Source organism: Pseudomonas sp. PA-4-8C, assembly GCF_021606625.1.
GTDB lineage: Bacteria > Pseudomonadota > Gammaproteobacteria > Pseudomonadales > Pseudomonadaceae > Aquipseudomonas > Aquipseudomonas lactis.
Genome location: NZ_WKCD01000212.1, coordinates 1 through 9803, shown reverse-complemented (window position 1 = coordinate 9803; position 9803 = coordinate 1). Strand labels below are relative to the sequence as shown.

Below are 9803 nucleotides of genomic sequence, written 5' to 3'. Positions count from 1 at the left end.
GCATAGGATGACAACCTTTTTCTTGGAAGAGGTTGTCATCCTAGGCACGCCGGTTTTGCGCCTGGCGCTAACTAAATCAATGACCCGTTCAGAACTGCTCGCGCGGATTGAACGCGGCCTTTTGTGCCAAGGCCTCCCACAGCGCTTTGACCTCATCATCCGCCGCCTTGGGCATCACCGCCTTGAGCTGGATGAACAGATAGCCGCGTTGCCCGGCCTTGTTCAGCAAGCCATGGCCCTTGGCGCGCATGCGCTGGCCGTTCTGGCTGCCGGCAGGCACCTTGAGGTTGATCTTGCCGGTGAGAGTCGGCACGGCCACTTCCGTGCCCAGCGCCAGTTCCCAGGGTGCCAGCGGCAGGTTGATGATCAGGTTTTCGCCGTCCACCTCGAACTTGGGGTGGGGTGCGAACTTGATGATCAGGTACAAATCACCATTGGCCCCGCCACCAATGCCCGGCGCGCCCTGGGCCTTGAGCCGAATGCGCTCGCCATCGGCCACACCGGCCGGGATCTTCACGTTCAGGCTTTTGGTGGTGTTGCTCACATGCCGACCGGAAGCATCGTACTGTGGCACCTGGAAGCTGATCTGCTTGGACTCGGTGGACAGGGTTTCCTCCAGGGAAACCATGAGCTGCATCTCCACATCCTGGCCCTTGCGCCCGGTAGGACGGCGCTGGCCGCCACCGAAGGCATCGCCGCGCGAACCGAAGATCGAACTGAAAAAGTCCGAAAAATCGCCCGCGTCCTGGCCGCCACCAAAGCCTCCACGGCTCTGCCAACCCGGTGGCCCCTGGAACGGCTGGCCATGCTGGCCGTATTTGCGCAGTTCATCGTATTCGGCGCGTTTGTCGGCACTTTTCAGCGCTTCATAGGCCTCGGACGCATCCTTGAACTTGGATTCGGCATCCTTTTCCTTGCTGACGTCCGGGTGATATTTACGCGCCAGCTTGCGATAAGCCGACTTGATCTCCTTGTCGTCAGCCGTCGGCTCGACACCGAGAATCTTGTAGTAGTCTTTGAAATCCATGGGGGCATCACCATCCGTTATCGATATCGCGCAGCCCGCCACACGGCACGCCATGGCTGGCAGCCTGGGAATTGATGTCAGGGCGCGTCATAAGTTAAGCGGCGGCACACAGACGTCATGCAATGACTGTGTACCGCCTGGATATGCCCACAAGATTGGGGCAAAACGCCGCCTTTCAAGATGGGATAGCGCTATTTACGACGACGGACCGATTACCGATGCGGGTAGGATCAGGCGAACTGCTTTTTTATCATCCCCTCGGTGTACTGGTAGTCCATGCGCAGTTCGGTGCCCGCGGCGATAGCTTCTGTGGCGAAAAGAGCGTTGAGGATGAAGGGTTTGCGCTTTACCTGCGCCCCTGGCCCCACGCCCAGCCACATATCGGCCTCGACATCAAACCCCACCGTCTCGACGTTATAGCCACCTGGCGCCTGGCGCAGCGGCTTGCCGTTGTCGTCGTACTCAAAGTGGGTGTTTATCCGCGACAGAATATTGTCCCCCGACAAATGGATCGGCAGCTCCACCAGACTATTGCCCTGGGCAACCCTCTGGCTGCCCACCTTCATGGTGTAGGTCTGGCCGCCCTCGCCGAAGATACCCGACGGCAATACGGTACCGCCGTATACACCGACGATTTCCCCTTTGGCAATACGCCGGTTGGCCACCACCATGGACTGGCCGATCAACGCCTTTTCGCCCGGCACTTTCACATCCTGTGCCGTGAATGTGCGCAGTTGCAGTTGCGCTTCATAACGTGCGCCGACGTGCTCATACCCTTCAAACTGAATGTAGGGTTTGACCTGCGCGGAGGTGTATTGGGTGCCGGAGTCCAAGGTCACTTGCCTTTCCAGGGAGCGGATACGGATCGGCCTGCCCTGGTAATCCCTGAGGGGGTACTTGCCATTGTTGGCGCGGATGTAACTGCCGACCGGATTAGGGTTGGCCGTGAAGTGCACTTCCCGGCGCATGTAACTGAGTTCGGCCGTGGTATAGGGCTTCACCGGCATGGATTCCGAAGCATCGACAAACTCATCGTCGGACCCCGGCTGCACCATCCCGCCCGCCAGGCCTCTACGTCGCCACACTCCATTGACATCAGGCTTGGCGACGATTGCGCTGCTGGTCAAACGCAAGGGGTTATCCGCCGCTTGTACCCATAACACGTAGTGCTCGCCATCGCCCGCATCGGGCATGCTCGCCACGAAGTAGCGCTTGCCATTAAAGTCGATGGCTTGCGCCTGAGACAGTTGCAGCCCGGGGCCGGCGCTTTCTACCAAGACTTCAAGGCTTGCCGTCGGAACCAGCGCCTGCGCCACTTCATCGCGACTCAAGCGTTCGATCAATTGCGCTTCTTCGATCTCGAACTGCGCCTGCAATGCCTTGACCTTGGTGTCGTAGCTGGCGCGAGGCAGTGTCCCGGCCTCGAAATCGCGCTGCAAGGCTTCCATTTGATCGTGATGGGGGTCGTTCTGTGCTTCAAACTGCGCACGGTATTTATTCGCCACATAGTCTTTCCAGAAGTCTCTGGCGAGCATGGCTTGCAACTCCTGGGCGGAGTTATCCAGGCTGAGCACCCGTAGGTAGGCCGCATCGAGCATTTCCTGGGTCACATTGCCGAAATGGGCAAACCGGGCGTGCTGTGGTTGACCGGGCAATTCAAGGCGATCCTTGAGCTCATGGCGATACGCCATGCGCACCTCAACCTCTTCCACGGCCCTCAAGGCCCTCTCACGTTGGGTGGGGGTCAAGCCCTCGCGTGCGGTGATCGCGGCTCTGCGCTGGTCGATATCCTCCAGGGCGATCTTTTCCAGCTCATCGAGACGGAACAGCCCCTTGGACAGCTTCAGCAGGGCCGCACCCTGGGTCGAGTCCAAAGCGAGCGCCTTGGCGTTGTGGGTCATCAGCAGGATCTCCAGGTTGCTGAAGGTCAATGCCGCCCGGTCACAGCAGGCCGCCCGCCCCGCCCACTCGAACATCTCCTTGCGCAACTGCTCGGACTCATTGCTGTTTTGCGTGATGCCATCGATCACCTCCCAGATGCGGCGCTGCAAGTCCTCAAGACCGGCGGGCGCTATTTCCAGGTCCCGGAGCACTTCAAAGAAGCCGTCCGAACCGGGTAATGCACGCAGGGTGGACCACTGGAGCCGGCGCTGCGCCAATTGCTCAGTGGAAAAGCCCGTGGACCAGCGCCGAAACGGAGCATCCGCGCCATGCAGCTCCACCGGGCCATCCACCGCACTCGTCACGCTGGCGACCAATCGATTGGCTGCTCGTTCTGTGGCGGTGAGCCGGTCGCCGTAGGCGTTGATGCGTTGACGCGTATCGGCGGACAGCGGGTTCAGGCCCAGGTCGGTGACCCGGGTGACCCGCAGTGTCTGTTCCAGTTGCTCATCCGACGGTGCGACCAGCGCATCGGGCAAGGTGGAAATATTGTTGCCTCGCAGGTACACCATGTCCAACAGGGGGAGCTCGTCCAACCCGGTAGGCCACGTATCGAGGCCGGTGGCCCCCATGCCCAACGAGTGCAGATTGGTCATTTGGCTGAAGTCCGGCGCCCTGCTCAGAGGGTTTGAATTGAGCACCAGAGCCTTGAGTGTGATGCGTGAGGAAAGTATCGCCGCCGAATCGGCAGTCAGGCGGATCCGGTTGTTTTGCAGGGACAAGCGGGTCAAGCCATGCATCTGCCCAACCGCCGGCGGTAACTCACGCAACTGGTTGTTCGACAAGTCGAGCCAGCGCACGCCGCGAAAACGCGCGAGGAACCCTTCCGGCGAGGTTCGCAGGTTCATATTGCTCAGTTTGAGCGAACCCACATGGCTGAAATCCGCATCCAGGTCAGGCAGGCTCGGCAGGTTCAGATCACTGAGGTTCAACTCAAGCCCGAAAGGTTCGCCATCATTGGTGAGCTGTTGCGGTGTGTCTTGCCTCCAGCAGCGCAAGATACGCTCCCAGGCATGGTGGCGGTCACGCAAAGACCCTGCGTCATTGGCACGCTCGCCGACACGCACATAGCGCTGGCGCTCACCACCGCCTGAAAACAGCCATCCGTTCAACTGCCGGAGCAGCACAGAATGCTCTTGCCAGAGGCGGTTCAGCTGCGCCTCAGCCCCTTCACCCCAGGACCAGATAAGCGCCCTGGCCTTCTGCACGGAGTACTCAGGGTACATGTACACCACCTTCTCGATGCGCGGATTTTTACTGTCGAAAGCGCCCTCAAGCGCCCCTTGCAACAGGTCGGGTCGAGACTGGGCCAGGTCCTGCCAGTACTTATCGAATGTTTTCCAGTAATCGGGCGGGAAGCGATTATCCTCAAGCAAGGTGACATTGTTGATCCGTGCCACGGCTTCCAATTGATCCGCGGGCGGCACCAGGTTGTCCTGCGGTACCTGTTGCAGACGGTTCTGGCGCAGGTCGAGGCGCTCCAGCCCGGCCTGCTCTCTCAACCCCGACGGCCACCGCTCGATTCGCGTCCAGAATAGATTCAGCTCTCTTAAATGGGGCATGCCACTGAAGTCTGGCGTCACCCCCAATGGGTTACTCGACAGGTCGAGCACTTGCAGCGCATTGAGATCGCTTAACAGTCCCGCGCTGCGTTCGGTCAACTGCAGGCCGTTGGCGTGCAGCTTCAGCGACGTGAGCTGTTTCATGTCGCCAATCACCGCAGGCAGCTCGGTCATTTCGGCCCCCGTGATGCTCAGGCTGTTCAACTCGGTAAAGTTTTCGAGGAACAACGCACTGGAATGCCCACCCCATTTGACATTCGACAACACCAACTCCCGGACATGGTCGAAGCCCCCTTTTATGCCGGGCAAATCCACCCAATAGAGACTGTCCCTCGGCAGGCGAATGTGCAGTTGGTTCCCGGTCTCACGGCGCCAGCAGCGTTTGATCTCTTCGCTCACACGCCACTCCTCGCTGTAAGGGGCCAAGGCCCGCGGCCCCTTTGCTTGTGCCCAGACCTTCAAGGTTTTTTTCAGGGTGCGGTACTCCAACTCACGGCTGGCCAACTCGCCCCGCACGTCTGTGCCCAGCGACTCAATGAACGCTGTGACCTGTTCGTCGCTGAAGGTTGGAAACAACCGCCGTACCCGCTCCGCCGGGGAGCGAAGCACACTCCCTGCCGTCCTTAACAACTGTCGCACCCCAGGCGCGCCGCCCAACAGCCTGGCCATCGGGTCATAGTCAGGCTTACGCAACGGGTTCTCCTCCAGCACCGTGCGCAACGGTTCACGCGGTAACGGGCTGCGTTGAATCGTCTGCTTCAGTTCAGCGGCACTGCTCAGACCCAGGCGCTGGCGTTCATCGAGCGGCAATTGTTCCCATATAGCGCTGTAAAAATCGCCGGGCATGGAGGCTTGGAAGTCGCCGCGTTCCAGCAATACCAGCGTGCGTTTATGCGGAAAGTCAGGGGAGCCGATGGCATCCAGCACCGTGCCTTCAGCCGAATACTGACGCAGCTCGATGCGCGAGCCGCGGTGCCAGCCCGGCAGGGTTTCCAGGGTGCGCAAGGCCAGGCGCTGGCTGTCGAGGTGCGTCAGGGTGTCCAGGTGCAACCCTTCATAGGCACGGGCCACCCGGGTTTCCTGGGCACACCATCGGGCTTGCGTGGCCAGGGGCTCGGGCAAGCGGCGCGTGTTGCGAAAGGCCTGCAGTTGATCTGTCGTCGCCCCTTGCAACACACGCTCGGCGACCGCTGTGGGCAAGGCAGGATAGGTATCCAGCAAACGTTGTACATCGGCATCGGTCGTAGGGTTCAGCACTTGGTAGCGTTGTTCCAGCAACGGCCCCTTGAGGGTGTCAACGGCATCGCCGAGATAATGGCGCAGCTTGCCCGCGCGCACCTCCAGCGATTCCTCGGGTCTACCTGGAAACTCTTTGAGCAGCGGGTCGACACCCTGCAAGGTGTACAGCAACTCCCGGAGCAAACGGCCCTGGGCCATGGCGCTTTCGGTCACCACCATGACGCGCTTGCTGGCCGACGCCGGTGCATCAGCTGCCTCCCAGAGCACCTCGCCCTGAGGGCCGATAACTTTCAGCGCCACGTTGTCGGGCAGCAGGCCACGGCGCTGAAGCAGGTCAAATTGCAGCGCCGGTTCGGCTTTCGAGTACACCAATGGGTCGCTGCTTTTTATCTGCTCGACAAAGGTGGTGAGCTGTTGGTGCAATTGGAAGCGCTTGAGCGTGTCTTCCAGCAGCAACGGCAGTGGCTCGTGATGGACCGCGGCCTGGCGCAACACGTCGGTGTCGACGCCGCTGATACGCAGCGGGTCGGCCTGCTCGGCAAGCCCCAAGCGTTTGAGCAGGGTTGATTCGTCCCAAGTCAGCGGTTCTTCCAGCTCGTGGGTCCAAACGCCGTTGTGGTTGTGCTCCAGCTCCGGTGCATAAGCGTCGAGCCGCGTCGGGTGCTGAATGCGGTAATCGCCGGTGTGAGGGTCTTGCCTGACCTGATAATGCGCATCCTCGAATGCCAGCAACTGTTGACCGTCGTGGTTATACAGGCCCAGCGCGTTGGCCTTGGCCTCGGGCGCCGGTTTGACCGGCGACGCGTAGGGCGCGAGGTCAGGGTTCCACAGCACCTGCTTGCCGGACGGCATCGTCACAGGCTTGAGGTGGTCCACCGCGCTTTGCCATTTGATGGCGGGCAACACCTTGGCGCCGGTGGCAATAAACGCCACGTTCAACGCCACCGACGCAAAATGCGCCCACATTTGCCGTGGCTCGCCTTGCCCATAGGCTTCTATCCCTTCAAACACCTCGTAGCACATCTGCGACGCGCCCACGGCCAGCATGATAGGCCCCAGCCCTGGCACCACGAAGGCCGCCAGGTTGAACACGCTGACAGCGGCATCGAAAAAACTTTCCAGGCGCTCCAGCCGCGCCTTGCGGTCCTCGTCCTCGGTGGGTACGGCCACGGCCCGCGCATCACTCAAGATCTTGCGGATATGCGCCTGGCGACTGCGCTGCCAGAGATCACCGCTGAGGAGGAACTCGTCCATGGGCAAATGCACCAACGCCTTACGCAGCGGATAATCCGTCCCGCCGTTGTCATTGTCGGCGGGCTGGTACAACCGGTTGAAACGAGCGAAAAATCCGCCTTGCTCGCGCACCGGTACAAAGCGGCTGAAAAAGCGTCGATACGACGCGCTGTGCAAGCGCATGCGCAGGTCGACCATGAACTCGCCACTGGAGGCGTACTCCTTGACCGGCTGTTGCGGGTCGCCGGGTATGTAAACCACCAGGCGCTCGGTACGGTCCGAATGTGCACGGTCTGGCCCGATCAGCAGCGGCCCCACCAGCACGCTGTCCAGTACCTTGAGGGCGGCATAGGTAACCGGCTTACCCGCAAGCTTCGGCGTGCCGGAACCGGCTACCACCTGTTTGAGCATCTGATAGGCATCGGCACTCAACGCGCCGTTTAACTGCAACCGGGCAATCTCGATGCTCAGCGCCAGTTGCTGGCGTTGATGCTCCTCAAGCACTTGCTCCAGCGCCTCGCGCTCCTGGGCGGCGTCGGGTTCGACCACCTCCTTGATGTGCTTGTGATACTGGGCGCCGAGGTCCAGGGAGCGGCACAGCTTGGCAAACTCATGGGGCTTGATCGCCACGGCGTGGGCGCTGACGGCCGCGAATGTCGCGATGATATGGGGGTTGTCGGGGTTCCAGCGGGTAATGAGTTGGCAATCGTTGCACGGCGATGGCTGTTCTTCATCGGCCTCGAAATTGGCCAGGGCCGCTTCCAGCAGGGAGACACCTCGGTAGGTGTGGGTCAGGGAGGGATCGTTTTGCTGGTCAAACACGAAGGCGCCATAAAAATCATCGCGAGCACCTTTGTAGGCATATTTGCGCACGAAGAACACATTGCGTATATCCAGCTCCAGGTTGAACTGCTTTTTGAGTGCGTCCTTGAGCGGCTGCTCGGCGAACGCGAGGATGTCGTCGATCTGGCCGAGATGCGCTTCGATTGAATTGAGGGTTTCGCGAAAACGTGTGTGCTGCGCGGCCAGGGCGGTTTTGTCCTGGTGAGTCGCGGCCAGGTACCAGGAAGGAATGTCCATCTCGTGCTGGCCCAGCTCTTCCTGGCGCTGGGTCGTGCCCTCCAGGAACCAGCTTGGCACGCGTTGTTTGAGGAAGTCGTAGTGCACGCCGCGCAGGTCGGCGGTGAAGGTTGCATCAGGCATAGCGGTTCATCCGTGAGCGGTAAAACCGCAGCCTAGCCAAACCCCGGCAGGCTCAAGACGTAGCTATGTAGCACGAATGCCGGTGGATTTACGGATCACCGGTCTACGCATCCGCGCGCCAGTGGCATACACTGCGCGGCCGTTTTTTGCCCGGAACCTGTGAGACATGAAAAACGCATCCCCAGCCCGTGCCTGCGGCATCGACTTCGGCACGTCCAACTCCACCGTCGGCTGGATCCGCCCCGGCGAGGAGACGCTGATCGCGCTGGAGGACGACAAGATCACATTGCCGTCAGTGGTCTTTTTCAACTTCGAGGAGCGCCGCCCGGTGTACGGTCGCCTGGCGCTGCACGAATACTTGGAGAACTACGAAGGCCGCCTGATGCGCTCGCTCAAGAGCCTGCTGGGTTCCAAGCTGATCAAGCACGACACCAGCGTGCTCGGCACCGCCATGCCCTTCACCGACCTGCTGGCCCTGTTTATCGGCCAACTCAAGAGCCGCGCCGAAGCCAACGCCGGCCGTGAGTTCGAAGAAGTGGTGCTGGGCCGCCCGGTGTTCTTCGTCGATGACGACCCGATGGCCGACCAGGAAGCGGAAAACACCCTGGTGGACGTGGCGCGCAAGATCGGCTTCAAGGACATCTCCTTCCAGTACGAACCAATTGCTGCTGCCTTCGACTACGAGTCCACCATCACCAAAGAAGAGCTGGTGCTGATCGTCGACATCGGCGGTGGTACCTCCGACTTCTCCCTGGTGCGCCTGTCGCCGGAGCGTCGTCACAACGACAACCGCCAGAGCGACATCCTCGCCACCGGCGGCGTGCACATCGGCGGTACCGACTTCGACAAACAGCTCTCGCTAGCCGGCATGATGCCGCTGTTCGGCTACGGCAGCCGCATGAAAAGCGGCGCCTACATGCCTACCAGCCACCACATGAACCTGGCCACCTGGCATACCATCAACTCGGTGTACTCACAAAAATCCCAACTGGCCCTGGGCAGCATGCGCTACGACATCGAAGACACCGGCGGCATCGACCGCCTGTTCAAGCTGATCGAACAGCGCGCCGGGCACTGGCTGGCCATGGAAGTGGAAGAGACCAAGATCCAGCTCACCCAGGCAGACAGCCGCCACGTGCCGCTGGACCGCATCGAAGCCGGCCTGAGCGTAGACCTGAGCCGCGCGCTGTTCGAGTCGTCCATCGACAATCTGCTGGAACGCGTACGCGGCAGCGTCACGCAGTTGCTCAACGACGCCTCGGTGAGCGTGGCGCAAGTGGACACGGTGTTCTTCACCGGCGGCTCCAGCGGCATCCCGGCACTGCGCCACAGCATCTCGGCAATGCTGCCGAATGCGCGGCATGTGGAAGGCAATATCTTCGGCAGTATTGGCAGTGGTTTGGCGATTGAGGCGAGCAAGCGTTACGGTTGCTGAGTTGTAGCTGACACCGTGGCGCCCCCCTCTCCGACAGTAACCACGATGCGAAGCGAGCCGCTCTTGATCTTGATCTGCTTTTGATCTCAAGCGCCCCGTCAAACCACGCTGGCCGGAATTCGACAGGGATTTGGGGGGTAAACCGGCAGGGATGCCGGTTTAG

Annotated in this window: 3 protein-coding genes; 1 reads left to right on the top strand and 2 read right to left on the bottom strand. The window is 60.8% G+C overall.

Going from position 1 to position 9803, the window contains the following annotated elements; genetic code table 11:
- Positions 1 to 88: 88 nt before the first annotated feature.
- Both GIW04_RS22940 and GIW04_RS22935 read right to left on the bottom strand, forming a co-directional pair.
- Positions 89 to 1027: a DnaJ C-terminal domain-containing protein gene (locus tag GIW04_RS22940; RefSeq protein ID WP_003188131.1), complete on the bottom strand. Its 939-nt coding sequence runs from the start codon at positions 1025 to 1027 to the stop codon at positions 89 to 91.
- Positions 1028 to 1257: 230 nt separating this feature from the next.
- The gene (locus tag GIW04_RS22935) at positions 1258 to 8205 is read right to left on the bottom strand and encodes an NEL-type E3 ubiquitin ligase domain-containing protein (protein ID WP_120247951.1); all 6948 of its coding nucleotides are present in this window, start codon (positions 8203 to 8205) and stop codon (positions 1258 to 1260) included.
- A 166-nt stretch (positions 8206 to 8371) separates the two neighbouring features.
- Between GIW04_RS22935 and GIW04_RS22930 the strand changes: the two genes are divergently transcribed.
- On the top strand, positions 8372 to 9640 hold the full coding sequence (locus tag GIW04_RS22930; RefSeq protein WP_120247950.1) for an Hsp70 family protein: 1269 nt from the start codon (positions 8372 to 8374) through the stop codon (positions 9638 to 9640).
- Positions 9641 to 9803 lie beyond the last annotated feature (163 nt).

Bases quoted from the DNA above. Each gene is read 5' to 3' on its own strand.
- GIW04_RS22930 (WP_120247950.1), top strand. From the start codon at position 8,372: ATGAAAAACGCATCCCCAGCCCGTGCCTGCGGCATCGACTTCGGCACG.
- GIW04_RS22935 (WP_120247951.1), bottom strand. From the start codon at position 8,205: ATGCCTGATGCAACCTTCACCGCCGACCTGCGCGGCGTGCACTACGAC.
- GIW04_RS22940 (WP_003188131.1), bottom strand. From the start codon at position 1,027: ATGGATTTCAAAGACTACTACAAGATTCTCGGTGTCGAGCCGACGGCT.